This is a genomic window from Methylobacterium sp. PvR107 (assembly GCF_017833295.1).
GTDB lineage: Bacteria > Pseudomonadota > Alphaproteobacteria > Rhizobiales > Beijerinckiaceae > Methylobacterium.
The window spans coordinates 2,030,342-2,047,882 of sequence record NZ_JAFIBW010000001.1; the positions used below are offsets into that span (position 1 = coordinate 2,030,342).

Below are 17,541 nucleotides of genomic sequence, written 5' to 3' on the forward strand. Positions count from 1 at the left end.
CGCCCGAGATCCGATTCCGCGTGGATCCGATCTATTGCCCGGCCGACAAGGTCGCGCGCCGGCTGTGCCTGACGCTCGACCAGTTCACCGCGTGCCAGCGGCGGCTATTCGCCCGCGGCTTCCCGACACCCGACGAGACCACCGGCATGTACGACCTTGAAGCGGTCGACCGGTGGCGGAAGCGCCAGCGCCCGGATCTCTTCCCCGAGTTGACGGCCGGCGCCGCGCCTGTCGAAGTTGAGCGTCCACGCACAGATTGGGGCGCCGCCTTTGTCGAGGCCGAGAAGCGCAGTCGGAATGGTTGAGCTGCCTCGGTACGTGAAGCCGTACCGGAAGCCCAACGGTAGGATGTTCTACTACTACGAGAAATTCCGAAACACGCCGCGTGCGTGGCCCCGATTCCGCATGCCGTTTGCACCGGATGAGCCGGGCTTCTGGAATCTCTGCGAGCACCTCGAATCACTCGCTGCTGAGCAGATCGACGGGCAGTGGGTCTGGACATGGCAGCCGAAGAGTGGCCGGCGCTATCCGATCCCGAGTCCTCTGGCCGAGAATGGCGCAGAGGCCTTCTGCACAGCCCTGGATGAGGCGGAGAAGCGCGAGCGCTTGGGCGACGCGGTGGAGCGCAAGACGTTCGACGCCCTGATCGCGGAGTACAAGGAGCACGCCGACTACGCCGGACTGAGCGAACTCACGAAGCGCGACTACGACCGCCACCTCGACAAGATCGCGAAGGCCTGGGGAGCCGCCCCGGTCGCCGAGATCACCACGGTGGACGCTCAGCGTGCCATCGACTCGATGCAGTCGGCGCCGACCGTGGCCCGTTACTTCCGAGCCGTCCTATCCCGCCTGATCGGCTTCGGGATCCCGCGCGGCTACAGCACCCACAACGTCGCCAAGCCCACCGAGAACGTGCGGCATGAGGCGGACCCGCACGAGCCGTGGCCGGATTGGGCCTTTGAGCTATTCCTCGAGCACGCCCGCCCGTCGCTGCACCTGCCGGTGCTCTCTGCCTTCTACACAGGGCAGAGATCGATCGACGTGATCCCTATGGCGCGGCCGTCAGGTGGTGAGATCAGCCTCATCGCACGGAAGACCGGCAAGACCGTCTGGCGGCCGATCCATTCCGAGTATGCCGACCTGATCACGCGGCTGGCGCCCGGCGAAAGCGAGCGGCTGCACATGCGCGAGGACGGCGAGCCCTGGACGCTGGCCGGCTATCGGACCGCCTGGCAGCGCGAACTGACGTCGGTGAACGCCAAGGGGCAGCCGACCAGCGCGCCTCCGGCGAAGAAGGCGGCAATGGTGCGGATCCGCGATGCCGGCCTTGTCTTCCACGGGCTGCGAAAGAACGCCGTCAACACGCTCTTGGAGGTCGGCTGCACCGAAGCGGAGGTGTCGGCGATCGTCGAGATGTCCGAGCAGATGGTGCGCCACTACGCGCGCGACGTGAACAAGCGCAGGCTGGCCCGGAGCGGCACGGCGAAGATGGAAGCGGGCTGGTCCGAGACCAGGAAGCAGATCTTCGGCAAGGCCATGGAGCGACCCGCAGCTACCTGAGTTTGGAAACCGGTAGCCCGTTTTTGGAAACCGGAGCGGCTGGGAAACCGGCGTCCGATCCGAAAACCACCGTACTTTCAGTAAGTTGGTGGTGAGCGCGCTGGGACTCGAACCCAGGACCTACAGATTAAAAGTCCGTTGCTCTACCAGCTGAGCTACGCGCTCGCGTCCCGGGCCCGCCTGAAGCGACCCGTCGGGGACGGCGCGTCCGCAATAGGTGAGCGGGACCGGGGGGTCAACACGAGGGCCGTGGACAACGCTCAGGACGCGTCGCCGCGCGCACGCTCCACGATCCCGCGAGCCTCGTCGAATGCCGCGTCCGGGTCGAGTTCCGTAGTGTCGAGCCGGACCGCGTCATCGGCCATGCGCAGTGGTGCTGCATTCCGGGACGCGTCGCGGGCGTCCCGGGCCTCGATGTCGGCCAGGATCGCCGCGAAGGTCGCGCTCTCCCCACGGCCGGCGAGTTCACGGTGCCGGCGGCGGGCCCGCTCCTCCGAGGAGGCGGTGATGAACAGCTTCACGGCAGCGTCTGGGCATACCACCGTGCCAATGTCGCGCCCGTCGAGGACGGCGCCTTGGGGATCGGCGGCGAAGCGGCGCTGCCAGGCGAGCAGGCCGGCGCGGACCTCCGGCACCGCCGAGACGCGCGACGCCGCCTCGCCCATCGCCCGGTCGCGCAGGCGCTGGTCGTCGAGCCTCTCGGCGTCGAGGGCCTGGGCAGCCCGGGCGGCAGCAGCATGGTCGTCGAGGGACAAGCCGGCATCGATCAGCGCCAGCGCGACAGCGCGGTAGAGGAGTCCGGTGTCGAGATGCGGCAGGCCGTAATGGTCGGCCAGCCGTCTCGCCAGCGTTCCCTTGCCGGAGGCGGCCGGACCGTCGATCGCGATGATGAGCGCCATCCGGTTCACGCTCCGATCCGGCCGCCGAGGGCCTGCATGGTGGGCAGGAAGCTCGGAAAGCTCGTGGCGATCATCGCGCCGTCATCCACCGTCACCGGGTCCCGGGTGGCAAGACCCAAGACCAGGAAGGCCATGGCGATGCGGTGATCGAGATGGGTCGCCACCGTGCCGCCCCCCGGGGCCGCGGTGCCGTCGCCCTCGACCACGAGATCGTCGCCCTCGACGGCGTGGCGGATTCCGTTGGCTGCCAGCCCGGCCGCCACGGCGGCGAGGCGGTCCGATTCCTTGACCCGCAGCTCGTGCAGGCCGTTCATCCGGGTACGGCCTTGGGCGAAGGCGGCCGCCACCGCCAGCACCGGGTACTCGTCGATCATCGCGGGCGCGCGTTCGGCCGGAACGTCGACGCCCTTGAGCCGGCTCGCGCGCACGCGCAGATCGGCCACGGTCTCGCCGCCCTCCTCGCGCTCAGCCACGCGCTCGATCCGGGCGCCCATCTCCAGCAGCGTGGTGATGAGGCCGGTGCGCAGCGGATTCATCATCACGCCCTCGATCACCACGTCGGAGCCGGGGACGATCAGCGCCGCGACCAGCGGAAACGCCGCCGAGGACGGATCGGCCGGCACCACCACTGCGGTGCCGCGCAGGGTCGGCTGGCCGGTCAGCGTGACCTTGCGGCCGTGGCCGCCCGGCCCGTGCGGCACGACGCGGACCTCGGCGCCGAACAGGCGCAGCATCCGCTCGGTGTGGTCGCGGGTCGCGGCGGCCTCGATCACCGTGGTGAGGCCGGGCGCGTTGAGGCCGGCGAGCAGCACAGCGGACTTGATCTGCGCGGAGGCCGCCGGGGTCTCGTAGGTGATGGGAATCGCCTCCCGGGGACCGCGCAAGGTCAGCGGTACGCGCCCGCCCGGCGCCTCGTCCAGGATCTGCGTGCCCATGCGGGCGAGCGGATCCAGGATGCGGCGCATCGGGCGCGAGCGCAGAGAGGCGTCGCCGTCGAAGGTCGCGGTGACCGGCTGGCCGCCGACCACGCCCATCATCAGCCGCGAACCGGTGCCGGCATTGCCGAAATCCAGCACCTCGGTTGGATCGCTCAGGCCGCCGATGCCGACGCCCCGCACCCGCCAGCGCCCCTCACCGAGGCGCTCGACGCCGGCGCCGAGCGCCTTCGCGGCAGCGGCCGTGCGCAGAACGTCGTCGCCCTCCAGGAGCCCCTCGACCCGGGTCTCGCCCTCACTCAGGAGACCGAGGATCATCGCCCGGTGGGAGATCGATTTGTCGCCCGGCGGCCGCAGGCGACCTGTCAGGGCTGTCCCCGCGGCGGCGGTGAGGGGCTGGGGAGGCGAATCGTGCGACACGGGGAGGTCCGTTCGGGCTCTCGAAGTGGGCCAGGATCCGGCGCGTCGCGCGGCATGGCCGCGGTGCTGCAATCGGACGCTGAAATCGCCGCGCGGTTAACACGCGCACCGCCCGGCGTCATCCTGCGCGCCCCTTGAGGTCGGCGCTGTCGGAAACCGCGCGATCGGGCTCGATTGACAGGGATCGCGCCCGCGACTAACGGGGCCCCTCCCCCGAGACAGTAGTAGACGACGAGGTGTCCCCCCGTGGCCCGACCGGATCTTGGCCTGAAGCGCCAGTGCATGAGCTGCGGCGCGAAGTTCTACGACCTCGCCCGCGATCCCGCCATCTGCCCGAAATGCGGCGCGGTCTATCAGGCGGTCGCCACCTCGAGCCGAGCGGCGCCTCCGGCGCTGGCCCGCGCCTCGAACACCGTCGAGGACGAGGACGAGACGGACGAGAAGGGTCCGGAGCTGGTCTCGCTCGATGAGGTCGAGGCCGCCGAGGATGAAGCGGACCCAACGCCCGATGACGAGACGGCCGAAGACGGGGACTCGACCGAGGACGACACCTTCCTTGAGGAAGAGGACGCCGGCGACGACGACGTCTCCGACCTGATCGACGGCGATATCGAGAACGACGAAGAGAGCTGAGGCGGTCACCGCCTCCTCTGCGAGACACCCCTGACGAGCGTGAAAAAAGGGGTTGAGTCCGCGGTGCGAGCCGCCTATAGAACCGGCCTCGCCGGACGCACGTCGGACGGCGAGACCTCGCGGTACCCAAACCGCGGTGGATGTTAAAGTGGGGCCTTAGCTCAGCTGGGAGAGCGCTTCCATGGCATGGAAGAGGTCATCGGTTCGATCCCGTTAGGCTCCACCATCCCACTCTCGCGTGACGCGTTCCCGTCCGGGCCGCGAATCGCCGTTAAAAAATTGGGGCCTTAGCTCAGCTGGGAGAGCGCTTCCATGGCATGGAAGAGGTCATCGGTTCGATCCCGTTAGGCTCCACCATCCTTCCTCAGCGCGACGCGGCCAGCTCGGCCTTCCGCGCGACAAGACGGGTCGTCACAGCACCGTCCTTGTGAGCGGACCTCTAGCAATCCGGTCGGCGCGACGACGCCTGATATAGTGAAGCCCCAGGTCGCTTCGCTTGGCGCGTGATGTCGGCGAGCCCACCCCGCCGGGCCGTCACCTGGAAACTGTCTCGGGCGATCAGGCCCGCATCCGGACAACGCGCTGCACAGATCCGGCTCAGCGGGTCAGATGCGCCAGCGGCAGAGCCGTCGTGTACTTCACCTGTCCCAGGGCGAAGCTGGAGCGGATGTTGGCCACGCCAGGGATGCGCGTGAGGTGATCGAGGACGAGCTTCTGATACTGGCCCAAATCCTCCACCACCACCCGCAGCATGTAGTCGGCCTCGCCGCTCATCAGGTAGCACTCCATGACCTCTGGGCGGCTCCGCACCGCCTCGTCGAAGGCTTGGAGCGCCGACTGGGTTTGCTTCTCCAGCGACACGTGAACGAACACGTTCACGGAGAGTCCCAAGCTCAGCGGGTCGACCACTGCCACGCAGCCGCGGATGACCCCCGCCTCTTTCAGATCGTTGACGCGGCGCCAGCACGGCGAGGTCGAGAGACCCACGCGCTCGGCGAGGTCCGCGATGCTGATCTCGCTGTCCTGCTGGAGGCATTCGAGGATGCGCAGGCTCGCGGCGTCGAGGGGGGCTGGTCGCGTGGGCATGAGTCCGATCTCCGATTGCCGCAGCCGCGGATGGCTGCCGTCTGACGGTCGCGTGCCGGTGCCAGCCCTCGACTGGTGGCATGATTTGCCACTTGGCGTCCATTTTTCGAACGAACAATCCTGACAGACCGTCGACGGAGCAAATATTCGGCATTCCCGCCCGCGGCGAAGCTCGTATGATCGGGCCGGTCAGGGAGGCCGCGCCGATGAACGCCATACCGCCGAAAACCACGATCGCGCGGTCCGCCGAGGTCGATCACGACCCGGCCGAGACCCACGACTGGCTCGCCGCGCTGGAGTCGGTCTTCCGCACCGAGGGCGCGGCCCGCGCCCGCTTCATCCTCGACCGCCTGGAGCGGCGCTCGAAGGAGATCGGCATCCTCGACGAGGCCCTGCCCTACTCGCCCTACCGGAACACGATCGCGCTGGAGAAGCAGCCGCGCTACCCCGGCGACCTCGACATCGAGGAGCGGCTGACGTCGATCATGCGCTGGAACGCGCTCGCCATGGTGGTCCGGGCCAACATGGCCTATGGCGAACTCGGCGGCCACGTGGCGAGCTACGCCTCGGCGGCGGAACTTTTCGAGGTCGGGTTCAACCACTTCTTTAAGGGCGGCGCGGACGGCGACCTCGTCTATTTCCAACCGCACTCGGCGCCGGGCGTCTACGCGCGGGCCTTCCTCGAGGGCCGGCTGTCCGAAGAGCAGCTGAAGCACTACCGCCAGGAGATCGCCGGCGACGGCCTGTGCTCCTACCCGCATCCCTGGCTGATGCCGGACTTCTGGCAGGTCCCCACCGGTTCCATGGGCATCGGGCCGATCCACGCGGTCTACCAGGCGCGGTTCATGCGCTACCTCGCCGACCGGGGCCTCGCCGACACGTCCGGCCGCCACGTCTGGGGGGTGTTCGGCGATGGCGAGATGGACGAGCCCGAGTCGATCGGCGGCCTCGCGCTGGCGGCGCGCGAGAACCTCGATAACCTGACCTTCGTCATCAACTGCAATCTGCAGCGGCTCGACGGCCCGGTGCGCGGCAACGGCCAGATCATCCAGGAGTTGGAGAGCCTGTTCCGCGGCGCCGGCTGGAACGTCATCAAGGTGCTGTGGGGCTCGGAGTGGGACGGGATCTTCGCCCGTGACACCAACCACGCCCTCCTGCGGCGCTTCGCCGACACGGTCGACGGCAAGTACCAGACGCTCGGCGCCAAGGACGGCGCCTACAACCTCGCGCATTTCTTCGGCGAGGATCCGGAGGTGCGCGAGCTCGTCGCCCACATGTCGGACGCCGACGTGGACGGGCTGAAGCGCGGCGGCCACGATTTCCGCAAGCTGTACGCGGCCTTCGCGGCCGCCAAAGCCACCAAGGGTCGGCCGACCGTGATCCTGGCCAAGACCAAGAAGGGCTACGGCATGGGCGGCGCGGGCGAGTCGCGCATGACCGCCCACCAGGCCAAGAAGCTCGACGTCGACGCACTGCGGGCGTTCCGCGACCGCTTCGCCCTGCCGCTGTCGGACGCGCAGGTGGAGGGCCTGGCCTTCTACAAGCCGGCCGCGGACGGCGCCGAGATGCGCTACCTCCGCGAGCGGCGGCAGATTCTCGGCGGCGTCCTGCCGGCCCGCCGCCGCACGGCACCGACCGTTCCGGTCCCGGCGCTCTCGACCTATGCGGGCTTCGCGCTCGAAGCCGGCGGCAAGGAGATGTCGACCACCACCGCGGTGGTGCGCCTGTTCGGGAACCTGCTGAAACACAAGGATCTCGGGCCGCGCATCGTGCCGATCGTCGCCGACGAGGCGCGGACCTTCGGCATGGCCAACCTGTTCCGGCAGGTCGGGATCTACGCTCCGCAGGGGCAGCTCTACGAGCCGGAGGATGCCGGCTCGATGCTCTACTACAGGGAGGCCCGGGACGGGCAGCTCCTGGAGGAAGGCATCACCGAAGCCGGGGCGATCTCGTCCTGGACGGCGGCGGCCACGTCCTACAGCGTCCACGGCCTGTCGATGCTGCCGTTCTACATCTACTACTCGATGTTCGGCTTCCAGCGGGTCGGCGACCTGATCTGGGCGGCGGCCGACCAGCGGGCCCGCGGCTTCCTGATCGGCGCGACGGCGGGCCGCACGACGCTCGGCGGCGAGGGCCTTCAGCACCAGGATGGGTCGAGCCACATGCAGGCGGCTGCGATCCCGAACTGCCGGGCCTACGACCCGGCCTTCGCGTACGAGATGGCGGTGATCGTCGACCGGGGCGCCCGGGCGATGATGGAAGAGGGCGAGGACGCCTTCTACTACGTCACGGCGATGAACGAGAACTACGCCCAGCCCTCCATGCCGCACGGGGCCGAGGCCGGGATCCTGAAGGGCATGTACCGGCTGTCGGGGCCTGAGGCGGCGCAGGGAACGGGCGCCGCCGTGCGGCTCCTCGGCTCCGGGGCGATCCTGCCGGAGGTGATCGCGGCGGCGGCGCTGCTCGCGCAGGATTTCGGCATCGCGGCCGAGGTGTTCAGCGTGACGAGTTTCAGCGAGCTGGCCCGCGACGCCCGCGAGGCCGAGCGGCAGGCGATGCTCAACCCGGACGCCGAGGCGCCAATCAGCCACGTGGCGGCGCTGCTGCCGGGCACGGCGCCCATCGTCGCGGCGAGCGACTACGTCCGGGCCTACCCGCAGCTGATCGCCTCGTATGTCGATGCGCGCTTCGTCACCCTGGGCACGGACGGCTTCGGCCGTAGCGACACCCGCAGCGCGCTCCGCCGGTTCTTCGAGGTCGACCGGCAGCACGTGGTCATCGCGGCCCTGCACGCCCTAGCCGAGGCCGGCACGGTACCGCGCGCTACGGTCGCGGACGCGATCCGCCGCTACGGGATCGAAGCGGGCGCACCCGCGCCGTGGACGGTCTAGTCCTCGGTCATGGGCCGGCACCGGCATCATTCAGATACGGCGCACCGTCATTCCGGGGCCGCGCAGCGGGGCCCGCAATCCAGAGCCGCCGCGCTTGCCGGGTGGGGACGGCACGGTGCCGGATCGTCGAGAATCCCGCGCGGTTCCGGACTCCGGGCTCTCGCCAGCGGCGAGCCCCGGCATGACGGGATGACTTGCCCGACAGTCACGCACGGGATGCCGGGGCGGAGACGCTTCGAGGCAGGCCTCCAAGAAGCCCGGCCGCGAATCTCCGCTACGCGAACCCGCTCCGCCATCCGCTTGCCCAATCACGGAAATCCGCCCGCATGAGCGCCGCGCTGCAGATCGCCCTCCCGGATATCGGCGACTATCGGGACGTGCCGGTCATCGAGCTTCTGGTGAAGCCCGGCGACCGCCTCGCCGTAGACGATCTGATCCTCAGCATCGAATCCGACAAGGCCACGATGGAGGTGCCCTCCCCGGTCGCCGGCATCGTGCGCGAGTTGCTGGTGTCGGTGGGCTCGAAGGTCTCCGAGGGCACGCCGATCCTGACGGTGGAGCCTGCGGCGGCCAGTGGGGCCGAAACGGCAGCAGAACCGCCTGCCGCGGCCGCAGCGCCTTTGGCGTCCGGGGAGAACGCGAGTCCCCTCGCCCGCGCGGGAGAGGGAGCCGGTCGCGCCTCACAGGAGCCGAAACAGGCCGATCCGATCGCCGCAACCAGCGGCGACGTGCATGCCAGCCCGTCGGTCCGCCAGCTCGCCCGCGAACTCGGCGTGCGCCTCGACGGCGTGCCGGCCACGGGACCCAAGGGGCGGATCCTGCGCGAGGACGTGCACGCCTTCGTCAAGGCGGCCCTCGGCGCACCCGCCCCGCAGCCCGGCCCCACATCGGGTATCGGCGCCGGGCTTCCGCCCTGGCCGGAAGTGGATTTCTCCAAGTACGGCCCGGTCCGGCGGGAGCCGCTGTCGCGGATCCAGACGCTGTCGGGCGCCAACCTCAGCCGCAACTGGCTGACGATTCCCCACGTCACCAACTTTGACCGGGCCGACGTCACGGAAATCGAATCGTTCCGGGTCGGCCTGAACAAGGAGACGCGGACGCCCCCCGCTCGGGTCACGATGGTGGCGTTCCTGATCAAGGCGGCAGCCTCGGCCTTGCGCGCATACCCGCGGTTCAACACGTCGCTCGAGGGCAGCGACCTGATCCTCAAAGACTACGTCCATATCGGCTTCGCGGTGGACACGCCGAAGGGCCTGATGGTGCCGGTGGTGCGCGATTGTGACCGCAAGGGCCTGATCGAGATCGCCACCGAGATGGCCGCGATGGCCGAGAAGGCCCGGGCCGGAACGCTCGCGGGTTCCGACATGCAGGGCGGCTGCTTTTCCGTATCGTCGCTCGGCGGCATCGGCGGGGACGGCTTCACGCCGATCATCAACGCCCCCGAGGTCGCGATTCTGGGCGCGGCGCGCTCGCGGACCGAGGCGGTCTGGGACGGCAAAACCTTCCAGCCGCGTCTGATCCTCCCCTTGAGCCTGTCCTGGGACCATCGCGTGGTGGACGGCGTCGCCGCCGCCCGCTTCCTCGGCCACGTGGCGTCGGTCCTGTCCGACCTGCGCCGCGCCCTCCTGTGACCGTCGCCATGCCCGAGATCCTCGACATCCGCGTCCCCGACCTCGGGGACTACGCCGACGTCCCCGTGATCGAGCTTCCGGTCGCTGCGGGGCAGCCGATCGCCAAGGATCAGACGCTCCTCGTCGTCGAATCCGACAAGGCGACGCTGGACATCCCATCCCCGGCGGATGGCCACCTCATCGAGATGCTGGTCGGCCTCGGCGACACGGTCTCGGCCGGCACCCTGGTCGCGCGCCTCGCGGTCGCGGCGCCGCGCGCGGCTGTCGCGCCAGATCCCGCCTTGCCGCCGCGAAACCCGAGCGCCGATGCGGGCTGTGATGTCCTGGTGATCGGTGGCGGTCCCGGCGGCTATTCGGCCGCCTTCCGGGCTGCCGATCTCGGGCAGCGGGTGATCCTGGTGGAGCGTGACGCGACCCTCGGCGGCGTCTGCCTGAATGTCGGCTGCATCCCTTCCAAGGCGCTGCTGCACGTGGCCGCGGTCTCCGAGGAGGCCGTCCGGCTCGCCGCGCACGGGATTCACTTCGGCACCCCAACGGTCGACCTCGAGAAGCTCCGGACCTTCAAGGGCGGCACCGTCCGCCGCCTCACCGACGGGCTTGCCCAGATGGCGCGGCAACGGAAGGTGGAGGTGGTGCGCGGCATCGGGCGCTTCACCGGACCGAACGCGGTCTCGGTGGCCCTGCACGACGGCGGCACGCGCGACGTCACCTTCGCCAGCGCCATCGTGGCGGCAGGCTCCTCGCCCGTGGCACTGCCGATGCTGCCGGACGACCCGCGGGTGGTCAATTCGACCGGCGCGCTGGAATTGCCGGTCGTGCCCCGCCGGCTGCTGGTGATCGGCGGCGGCATCATCGGCCTGGAGATGGCGACCGTCTACAGCGCCCTGGGCGCCCGGGTCGACGTGGTCGAGCGCCTGCCGAACCTGCTCGAGGGCGTCGACCGCGACCTCGTGGCGGTCTGGACGAAGCGCAACGCCCACCGGTTCGACCGGATCTGCACGGGGGCCGAGGTCACCGCAGCGGCCGCCACCACGGATGGCATCGCCGTGACGCTCGCGGGCGAGGCGGAGGCGCAGACCTACGACTTGGTCCTCCAGGCGGCCGGACGCCGCCCGAACGGCGCGACCCTGGGGCTCGACGCGGCCGGCGTTGTCCTGGACGGCGGCTTCGTGCCGGTCGACGCCCAGATGCGCACGAACGTGCCGCACATCCTGGCCATTGGCGATTGCGTCGGCCAGCCGATGCTCGCCCACAAGGCGGTTCATCAGGGCCACGTCGCCGCCGAGGCGGCCGCGGGCCACAAGGCCGGATTTGACGCCGCAGTCATCCCATCTGTGGCCTATACGGACCCGGAAATCGCCTGGGTCGGTCTCACCGAAACGGCGGCCAAGGCGGCCGGCCGCTCCCTGGAGGTCGCGCGCTTCCCCTGGGCAGCCTCCGGCCGGGCAATCGCCAACGGAGCCGATTACGGCCTCACGAAGCTCCTGTTCGACGGGGAAACGAAGCGCGTCGTCGGCGGCGCCATCGTGGGACCGAGCGCGGGCGACATGATCGGCGAGGTCGCCCTGGCGATCGAGATGGGGGCGGACGCCACCGACATCGGTCGAACCATCCATCCGCATCCGACCCTCGGCGAAACGATCGGCCTCGCGGCGGAAGCGGGGCTCGGCCTCTGCACCGACCTGCCACCGGTGGTGCGGCGCTGAGCGTTTGTCAGATGCTCGAGGCCGGTCTGCGCCGTGGAGCCGATGTCCGGTGCGGCGGGCGGATGCCGATCACGCGCGGGGCCGCGACGGGTCCGTCCAGCCGCCCGTCGCGGGACATGCCGAACCCGCGAAAAAAGGCCGGCACCTGTGCCGAGAATGGAACGGACCTGACACGCGAGTAACGCTAAGGTTATCCAGCACCTCTATCAGAAGCACTGCCGTGAGCTTCGTACCCCGGTCCCTCTTCACGACCGACGCGCTGCCCGAGCGAGACCGTTTCGAGGCTTGGCGCGCCCTGTTCTCCGCTCACGACCTCGACGCCGATCCACGCGGCTTCGCGGGGAGGATCGAGACCATCCTGGTCGGATCGATGGCTTTGCGCGTCATGAACGCGGCACCCCAGGCGCCGGCGCGCTCCAGAGCCCAGATCCGGCGCGATGGCCAGGACAGCTTCGTGCTGCACCTGAGCCGGCACCCGTTTCACGTCGAAACGGACAGGGGGGTGGTCGCCGTGCCGGCCGGCGCGATCAGCCTCAACGACCTGTCGCAGCCCTATCGCCGCAGCCGGGTACCGGAGACGGATTCGCTGATCCTGGCCTTGCCGCGTTCGTCCATCGCCGCTGTTCTCCCGGACGAGGACGCGTTGCACGGGCTGATCCTGCACGGCGGTGCGGGACGTCTCCTCGCCGACCATATCCGTAGCTTGGCCGCGCACAGCGAGGCGATCGCCACGACCGACGCCGCCCATATCGCTCAGGCCACGCTCCACATGATCGCGGCCTGCGCCCGTCCAAGCCTGGAAGGGACCGCACGCGCCGCCGCTCCCCTCGATGCGGCCCGGCTCAGGGCCGCGAAGCGGCTGATGCGCGCCAACCTCACCACGCCGCTCCGGATCGACAGCGTGGCGCGGGAACTGGGCCTGTCGCGCTCGCATCTCTATCGCCTGTTCGAGCCGGAAGGCGGGGTGGCGCGCTATCTCGCGCGCCAGCGCCTGGCCGCCATCCGCGCGGCGCTCGAGGATCCGCTCGAGCGGCGATCGATCGGCGAGATCGGCGATGCCTACGGCTTCGGGAGCAGCGGTCTCCTCAGTCGTGCGTTTCGGCAGGCCTACGGTCTGAGTCCGCGCGACTGCCGGGCCTTCGCGCGCGGAAGATGAAGCGATCGGGATCCCTGCCGCGGGCACATCCGGTGGCACTGGGAGCGGCGTGCCTCGACGGATCTACCGATCGTCTATATCCCGTCGCCCGGTCGGCCAGCATCCGATCGGGTCCGGCGGTCATGCCGGGCCTCGACCGGCGGCCTGTGAAAACGATCTGGCGTTCCTCTGGGAGGACAAGCCTCGAGATGCTGTGGCTCACCGGAAAGTTTGCCCGCCATGCCGCTCCGATCTCGCTCGTCTTGCCCCGCATGGCCCCGCCGCGGCCACGATACGGCCGGCGCCCGCTCGCGCCGGCGGCTGGACGATGGGCGATCCGCCTCGTTCTGGCGGCTTTGGGTGCAGGCCTGTTGACCCGTTCGCCGGGCTGGGCGCTCGACGGCACGGCGCAGACGGGACCTGCCGTCGCCCTGGCGCCAGCCGACGATCCTCAGGCCCTGATCGCCGCGCTGCGAAGCCGCATTCTGGCGGCGCATAGCGCGACGTTCGCACTCGAGGGCTGGTGCGCCGATTACAAGCTGGCGGGGGACCCTCACTTAGTCGCGGAGCGCGTGCCCGGGGTCGACAAGCCGCTGACGGCGGCTCAGCGTGCGCGGCTGGCGATCGGTCCGGACGAACCGGTGCGCTACCGCCGCGTCCGCCTCGCCTGTGGGGACCGGGTGCTGTCGGAAGCGGACAATTGGTACGTCCCCGCCCGCCTCACGCCGGAGATGAACGCCACGCTCGATGGCACCCGCACGCCGTTCGGCCGGGTCGTGCGCTCCCTTGCGCCGGTGCGTCACACCGTCGAGGTTCGCGCGCCTGTCCCGCACGCAAATCCCGGTCTCGACGATCCGCTGTTCGAGGTCGACGCCGTACTATCGACAGGCGCCGGTCAGCCCTTCTGCGAGGTCGTCGAGACCTATCTGGGCGGTGCGCTGCCCCGAGCTTCGCGGTAAGACCTGTCCGAACAACGGATGGGAGGACCAGAATGCGTTCGAGGCTGCTTCGTACGGTTTGGGCTCTGGTGGCGACGGGCACTTTGGGCGGTCCGGCCTGGGCAGCCGATCCGTCCGGGCTCTGGCTCACGGAAACCGGAAGTTCCCGCGTCCGCATCGCGCCCTGCGGGGGCGGCTTCTGCGGGACGATCGTCAGCGCGCCCGGCAAGGGCCTCGACGTGAAGAACCCGAATCCGGCACTGCAGAGCCGCAGCGTGGTCGGGGTACAGATCTTGGATGCGCGCCAGCCCGATGGCGGCGGCTTCTCGGGCTCGCTCTACAACCCCAACGATGGGAAGACCTATTCCGGATCGTTGAAGCTGACCGGACCCAATTCGCTCGAGGTGGCCGGCTGCGTCATGAGCGTGTTCTGCAAGCGGCAAACCTGGACACGGGTCAAATAGGCTGCGGCGCGCTTCCTATGCCCGAAGCCGCGCGCATTCTCTTGAGCCGCGTCGCAACATCGCGGGATCTATTGCGCACCAGCGAAGTTGCCTGGGTCTGCAACCAACAAGGATTGTCATGACTCGGGTACTTCTTGCGAGCCTCGTCACCCTCGCCACGCTCGCACCCGCTGCCGCCCAGGTGGTCGACAGACCTGTCGCGCCCGCGCCGGGTACGCCGGGCGTGGTCAGCCAGCAGGGCGACAGCACCGGTGGCAATGCGGCGGTGACGTACTCGCCGACCGGCCAGCCGGCCGATACGATCTCCAATAACTCGTCGGCCGCCGGAAATGCGAACCAGCCGTCGCGAGTCGCGCCCCAGGGCGGCGCAGGCGGCGGCAGCAAGTAAGCTGACTTCCCCGAGAAGGCCGCACCGGCGACGGTGCGGCCTTCTCGGACGCAGAGGGACTCAGGCGGCCTCGGTGAGCGCCTGCGCGACGGCGTCGAGCGCGGCCTCCGCGCCCGCGCCGTTCGGCCCGCCGGCCTGCGCCATGTCGCGCCGCCCGCCGCCGCCCTTGCCGCCGAGCGCGCCGGCGCCGGCCCGGACCAGCCCGACCGCGTCGTAGCGCGCCGTCAGGTCATCGGTGACGCCGACCACCAGCCCGGCCTTGCCGTCGGCGGCGACGCCGACCACCGCAACGATGCCGGAGCCCAAGCGCTTTTTCTCCTCGTCGACGATCGGCTTGAGATCGCGCATGTCGAGCCCCTCGACCACCGACCGGCGGAACGCCACGCCGCCGATCTCGGTCTGCTGTGCGCCCGAGCCGGGTCCGCCCTCACCGCCCATGGCGAGCTTGCGCCGCGTGTCGGCCAACTCACGCTCCAGGCGCCGCCGATCCTCCATCAGCGCGGTGAGACGATCGGGTGCCTCCGAGACCGGGGCCTTGAGGATGCCGGCCAGCGCCGCCAGCGTCCGGGCCTCCTCGGCGCGGTGATGACGCGCCGCATCGGCCGTCAAAGCCTCGATCCGGCGGACGCCGGCGCCCACGGCGCTCTCCGCCACGACGGTGATCGCCCCGATGTCGCCAGTGCGAACGGCGTGGGTGCCGCCGCAGAGCTCGACGGAGAACGTCTTCGGCTTCCCCGGACCAGCCTCGCCCTCGACCGCATGTCCCATCGAGACCACCCGGACTTCGTCACCGTACTTTTCGCCGAACAACGCTCGGGCACCCGACGCGATGGCATCGTCCACCGCCATCAGCTTGGTCACAACCGGCGCGTTCTGGAGCAGCACCGCGTTGGCGATATCCTCGACCCGGGCGAGTTCCTCGGCCTCGATCGGCTTCGGATGGCTGATGTCGAAGCGGAGGCGGTCAGGGCTGACCAGCGAGCCCTTCTGGGCGACGTGGTCGCCGAGCACCTGCCGCAGGGCTTCGTGCAGGAGGTGGGTGGCCGAGTGATTGGCCCGGATCGCCTTGCGGCGGGCATGGTCGACCTTCAACTCCACCGGCTGGTCGAGGCTGAGGCTCCCCTCCTCGACGGTCACGTGGTGGACAAAGACATCGCCGAGCTTCTTCTGGGTATCGGTGACCCGCGCCCGCACGCCCGGGGCCAGGATCAGACCGGTATCGCCGACCTGGCCGCCCGACTCGCCGTAGAACGGCGTCTGGTTGACGAGGACGAGGCCGGTCTGGCCGGACTCCAGGTTCTGGACCTCAGCGCCGTCGCGCAGCAGCGCCGTCACGATACCCTCGGCCGTCTCGGTCTCGTAGCCCAGGAACTCGGTGGCGCCGACGCGCTCGCGCAGGCCGAACCACACGGTCTCGGTGGCTGCCTCGCCCGAGCCCTTCCAGGCCTCGCGGGCCGCCTGCTTCTGGCGCTGCATCGCGGCCCCGAAGGCGTCGGTGTCGACGCCGATGCCGCGGGCCTTGAGGGCGTCCTGCGTCAGATCGAGGGGGAAGCCGTAGGTGTCGTAGAGGGTGAAGGCGGTCTCGCCGGAGAGCTTGTCACCGTCCTTGAGGTCACGACTCTCGGCATCGAGGATCGACAGGCCGCGCTCCAGGGTCCGGCGGAAGCGGCTCTCCTCCAGCTTCAGTGTCTCGGCGATCAGGCTCTCGGCCCGCATCAGTTCGGGGTAGGCTTGACCCATCTCGCGCACCAGGGTCGGCACAAGCCGGAACATCGTGGGCTCGCGGGCGCCGAGGATCTCGGCGTGGCGCATGGCCCGGCGCATGATCCGGCGCAGCACGTAACCACGGCCCTCGTTGCCCGGCAGCACGCCGTCGGCCACGAGGAAGGAGGCCGCGCGCAGGTGGTCGGCGATCACCCTGTAGGACGCCATCGTGGCCGGCTCGGGCGCCCGCGCGACCGCGTGCGCGACGGCATCGATCAGCGCCCGGAACAGGTCGGTGTCGTAGTTCGAATGCACGCCCTGGAGGATCGCCGCCATGCGCTCCAGGCCCATGCCGGTGTCGATCGATGGTCGCGGCAGCGGGTTACGGACACCCGGCTCAACCTGCTCGTATTGCATGAACACGAGGTTCCAGAACTCGAGGAAGCGGTCGCCGTCCTCGTCCGGAGAGCCGGGCGGGCCGCCCTGGAGGGCCGGGCCCTGGTCGATGAAGATCTCCGAGCAGGGGCCGCAGGGGCCGGTATCGCCCATCTGCCAGAAATTGTCGGAGGTGCCGATCCGGATGATCTTGTCGTCGGAGAAGCCGGCAATCTTCTTCCACAGGCCGGCGGCCTCATCGTCGTCGGCATAGACGGTGACCAGCAGCCGATCCGGCTTGAGCCCGAATTCCTTGGTGATCAGCGTCCAGGCCAGCTCGATCGCACGATCCTTGAAGTAATCGCCGAACGAGAAGTTACCGAGCATCTCGAAGAACGTATGGTGGCGCGCCGTGTACCCGACATTGTCGAGATCGTTGTGCTTGCCGCCGGCCCGAACGCATTTCTGCGCAGTCGTCGCCCGGTCGTAGGCGCGCTTCTCCATCCCGGTGAAGACGTTCTTGAACTGCACCATGCCGGCGTTCGTGAACATCAGCGTCGGATCGTTCTTCGGCACGAGGCTGGACGAGGACACGACCTCGTGCCCGGCCTTGGCGAAGTAGTCGAGGAAGGTCGACCGGATCTCGTTGACGCCGCTCATCGGGGCTGACTCTGGCAGGACAGACAGGGAAAGGGCGGCCGCGCGTCCTCCGCGCGGCGCCCGCATGGCGCCCTCTTAAGGAGGGAACCCGCGCGAGTCACGGGCGGCCTGCCGCG

Annotated in this window: 14 protein-coding genes and 3 tRNA genes; 12 read left to right on the forward strand and 5 right to left on the reverse strand. The window is 69.6% G+C overall.

Annotation, left to right across the window (positions count from 1 at the left end; genetic code table 11):
* Positions 1-20: 20 nt before the first annotated feature.
* Both JOE48_RS09575 and JOE48_RS09580 read left to right on the forward strand, forming a co-directional pair.
* Entirely contained in the window at positions 21-305 is a 285-nt protein-coding gene (locus JOE48_RS09575; protein WP_312893149.1) for a hypothetical protein, read from the forward strand.
* A gap of 100 nt (positions 306-405) precedes the next feature.
* The gene (locus tag JOE48_RS09580; protein ID WP_245252778.1) at positions 406-1,560 is read left to right on the forward strand and encodes an integrase; all 1,155 of its coding nucleotides are present in this window, start codon (positions 406-408) and stop codon (positions 1,558-1,560) included.
* 89 nt (positions 1,561-1,649) lie between these two features.
* Here JOE48_RS09580 and JOE48_RS09585 read toward each other — a convergent pair.
* The 3 genes from JOE48_RS09585 to aroA all read right to left on the reverse strand — a co-directional run bounded on the left by JOE48_RS09585 (position 1,650) and on the right by aroA (position 3,814).
* Positions 1,650-1,725 (reverse strand) — tRNA-Lys (locus tag JOE48_RS09585).
* A 95-nt stretch (positions 1,726-1,820) separates the two neighbouring features.
* On the reverse strand, positions 1,821-2,459 hold the full coding sequence (gene cmk / locus JOE48_RS09590) for a (d)CMP kinase (protein WP_210029413.1): 639 nt from the start codon (positions 2,457-2,459) through the stop codon (positions 1,821-1,823).
* Positions 2,460-2,464: 5 nt separating this feature from the next.
* Positions 2,465-3,814 carry a 3-phosphoshikimate 1-carboxyvinyltransferase gene (aroA, locus tag JOE48_RS09595; protein ID WP_210029414.1) on the reverse strand — a complete coding sequence of 450 codons (1,350 nt, stop codon included), beginning with the start codon at positions 3,812-3,814 and terminating at the stop codon, positions 2,465-2,467.
* 246 nt (positions 3,815-4,060) lie between these two features.
* On the opposite strand from aroA, the gene JOE48_RS09600 reads away from it, so the two are divergent.
* The 3 genes from JOE48_RS09600 (at position 4,061) to JOE48_RS09610 (ending at position 4,804) form a co-directional block, all read left to right on the forward strand.
* Positions 4,061-4,447, forward strand: coding sequence for a TIGR02300 family protein (locus JOE48_RS09600; protein ID WP_210029415.1), 387 nt, complete (start codon positions 4,061-4,063; stop codon positions 4,445-4,447).
* Between the two features lie 150 nt (positions 4,448-4,597).
* Positions 4,598-4,673: transfer RNA gene (locus JOE48_RS09605), tRNA-Ala, on the forward strand.
* A 55-nt stretch (positions 4,674-4,728) separates the two neighbouring features.
* Positions 4,729-4,804, forward strand: a tRNA-Ala gene (locus JOE48_RS09610).
* 240 nt (positions 4,805-5,044) lie between these two features.
* Here the strand turns inward: JOE48_RS09610 and JOE48_RS09615 are convergent.
* A complete protein-coding gene (locus JOE48_RS09615; protein ID WP_210029416.1) occupies positions 5,045-5,533 on the reverse strand; it encodes an Lrp/AsnC family transcriptional regulator in 489 nt (162 codons plus the stop codon).
* 206 nt (positions 5,534-5,739) lie between these two features.
* Between JOE48_RS09615 and mdeB the strand changes: the two genes are divergently transcribed.
* From mdeB to JOE48_RS09650, 7 genes are all read left to right on the forward strand, one after another.
* A complete protein-coding gene (gene mdeB / locus JOE48_RS09620) occupies positions 5,740-8,424 on the forward strand; it encodes an alpha-ketoglutarate dehydrogenase (RefSeq protein ID WP_210029417.1) in 2,685 nt (894 codons plus the stop codon).
* Positions 8,425-8,750: 326 nt separating this feature from the next.
* Positions 8,751-10,055 carry a 2-oxo acid dehydrogenase subunit E2 gene (locus tag JOE48_RS09625; protein ID WP_210029419.1) on the forward strand — a complete coding sequence of 435 codons (1,305 nt, stop codon included), beginning with the start codon at positions 8,751-8,753 and terminating at the stop codon, positions 10,053-10,055.
* 8 nt (positions 10,056-10,063) lie between these two features.
* A complete protein-coding gene (gene lpdA, locus JOE48_RS09630) occupies positions 10,064-11,761 on the forward strand; it encodes a dihydrolipoyl dehydrogenase (protein WP_210029420.1) in 1,698 nt (565 codons plus the stop codon).
* 220 nt (positions 11,762-11,981) lie between these two features.
* The gene (locus JOE48_RS09635; RefSeq protein ID WP_210029422.1) at positions 11,982-12,917 is read left to right on the forward strand and encodes an AraC family transcriptional regulator; all 936 of its coding nucleotides are present in this window, start codon (positions 11,982-11,984) and stop codon (positions 12,915-12,917) included.
* Between the two features lie 188 nt (positions 12,918-13,105).
* Positions 13,106-13,855: a hypothetical protein gene (locus JOE48_RS09640; RefSeq protein WP_210029423.1), complete on the forward strand. Its 750-nt coding sequence runs from the start codon at positions 13,106-13,108 to the stop codon at positions 13,853-13,855.
* A gap of 32 nt (positions 13,856-13,887) precedes the next feature.
* Positions 13,888-14,298 (forward strand): DUF2147 domain-containing protein, encoded by a 411-nt coding sequence (locus tag JOE48_RS09645; RefSeq protein ID WP_210029424.1) that lies wholly within the window; start codon positions 13,888-13,890, stop codon positions 14,296-14,298.
* Between the two features lie 118 nt (positions 14,299-14,416).
* Positions 14,417-14,686, forward strand: a complete 270-nt coding sequence (locus JOE48_RS09650; RefSeq protein WP_210029425.1) for a hypothetical protein — start codon at positions 14,417-14,419, stop codon at positions 14,684-14,686.
* Positions 14,687-14,746: 60 nt separating this feature from the next.
* Here the strand turns inward: JOE48_RS09650 and alaS are convergent, their stop codons facing one another.
* On the reverse strand, positions 14,747-17,425 hold the full coding sequence (alaS, locus tag JOE48_RS09655; protein WP_210029426.1) for an alanine--tRNA ligase: 2,679 nt from the start codon (positions 17,423-17,425) through the stop codon (positions 14,747-14,749).
* Between the last annotated feature and the right edge of the window lie 116 nt (positions 17,426-17,541).

Coding starts and splice junctions, on each gene's coding strand:
- JOE48_RS09625 (WP_210029419.1), top strand. CDS start 8,751: ATGAGCGCCGCGCTGCAGATCGCCCTCCCGGATATCGGCGACTATCGG.
- lpdA (WP_210029420.1), top strand. CDS start 10,064: ATGCCCGAGATCCTCGACATCCGCGTCCCCGACCTCGGGGACTACGCC.
- JOE48_RS09580 (WP_245252778.1), top strand. CDS start 406: ATGCCGTTTGCACCGGATGAGCCGGGCTTCTGGAATCTCTGCGAGCAC.
- JOE48_RS09615 (WP_210029416.1), bottom strand. CDS start 5,533: ATGCCCACGCGACCAGCCCCCCTCGACGCCGCGAGCCTGCGCATCCTC.
- JOE48_RS09640 (WP_210029423.1), top strand. CDS start 13,106: ATGCTGTGGCTCACCGGAAAGTTTGCCCGCCATGCCGCTCCGATCTCG.
- mdeB (WP_210029417.1), top strand. CDS start 5,740: ATGAACGCCATACCGCCGAAAACCACGATCGCGCGGTCCGCCGAGGTC.
- JOE48_RS09650 (WP_210029425.1), top strand. CDS start 14,417: ATGACTCGGGTACTTCTTGCGAGCCTCGTCACCCTCGCCACGCTCGCA.
- alaS (WP_210029426.1), bottom strand. CDS start 17,425: ATGAGCGGCGTCAACGAGATCCGGTCGACCTTCCTCGACTACTTCGCC.
- cmk (WP_210029413.1), bottom strand. CDS start 2,459: ATGGCGCTCATCATCGCGATCGACGGTCCGGCCGCCTCCGGCAAGGGA.
- JOE48_RS09645 (WP_210029424.1), top strand. CDS start 13,888: ATGCGTTCGAGGCTGCTTCGTACGGTTTGGGCTCTGGTGGCGACGGGC.